Origin of the sequence: Nodularia spumigena CCY9414, assembly GCF_000340565.2 — a bacterium.
GTDB classification, from domain to species: Bacteria; Cyanobacteriota; Cyanobacteriia; order Cyanobacteriales; family Nostocaceae; genus Nodularia; species Nodularia spumigena.
The window spans coordinates 3,720,610-3,721,870 of the sequence record NZ_CP007203.1 but is presented as its reverse complement, the minus strand read 5'-3'; the positions used below and the strand labels follow the sequence as shown (position 1 = coordinate 3,721,870).

The 1,261-nt window shown below is 34.7% G+C and carries 1 protein-coding gene; it reads left to right on the top strand.

From position 1 onward, the window contains the following. The coding region (gene iscB / locus NSP_RS16180; RefSeq protein WP_017804239.1) for an RNA-guided endonuclease IscB at positions 1-1,206 on the top strand (1,206 nt) is incomplete at its 5' end. Positions 1,207-1,261 lie beyond the last annotated feature (55 nt).

Below are 1,261 nucleotides of genomic sequence, written 5' to 3'. Positions count from 1 at the left end.
TTTTTATTAAATCAACAAAAAGCTGCTGTATTTAGAAGATTTCCATTTACCATAATTTTGAAAGAACCTAAATCTGAAGTTCCAACTCAACCGATTGAATTAAAAATAGATCCAGGGAGTAAAACTACAGGTTTTGCGTTAGTTCAAAATAATAAAGTCATCTGGGGTATGGAATTACAACACAGAGGTTTAGCTATTAAAGAAAGCCTAGAAACTCGAAAAGGAGTAAGGCGAGGAAGACGTTCTAGACATACTCGTTATCGTCAAGCTAGATTTCTTAACCGCACTAAACCTCAAGGTTGGTTAGCACCTTCTTTAAGCCATAGAGTTTTAACTATTAACACTTGGGTTAAAAGATTATGTAATTTTGCCCCAATAACTGACATAGTTGAAGAGCTTGCTAGGTTTGACCTACAGCAGCTAGAAAACCCGGAGATATCAGGCTTTGAGTATCAACAGGGAGAGTTACAAGGGTATGAAGTCCGTGAATATCTTTTGAATAAATGGAATAGAAAATGTGCATACTGTACTGCGGAAAATGTCCCTTTACAAGTTGAGCATATTAAACCAAAAGCCAAAGGAGGAACTAATAGAATTTCTAATTTGTGTCTAGCTTGTGAGAAATGCAATATCAAAAAAGGTACTCAAGATATTGAGAAGTTTTTAGCAAAAAAGCCTGAGTTGTTGAAGCAAATTTTATCCCAAGCCAAGCGTCCACTAAAAGATGCGTCTGCTGTAAATTCAACGAGATGGGCTTTATTTAATAAGTTAAAAGAAACTGGATTACCTATAACAACAGGTTCAGGAGGTTTAACTAAGTTTAATAGAACTCGTTTAGGATTGCCTAAAACTCATTGGATTGATGCTGCTTGTGTAGGAAAAGTTGAAACTCTCAAAATACTGACAACAAAAATTTTAACAGTAAAAAGCACGGGGCATAGTTGCAGAAGATTCTGTAGGATCAATAAATTTGGTTTTCCTTGCACTGAGCCTAAAAAAATATTCACTCATGTTTCTACAGGAGATTTTGTTAAGGCTACTTTGCACAAAGATCGTAAAAACATAACTTCTGGAAAGTATGTAAGTCGTGTTAAAACTCCCACAAAAAACGGATGTGAGATTGTTATCAATGGTTTTAGAGTTGAATTTTCAACAATGAAAGATATTACTAAGGTTCATTGTAGTGACGGGTATAGCTACGTTTGACTACGCAAAACTACATTTATGAGATAAATGCAAAGAACTGTAACTAATTCTTTAC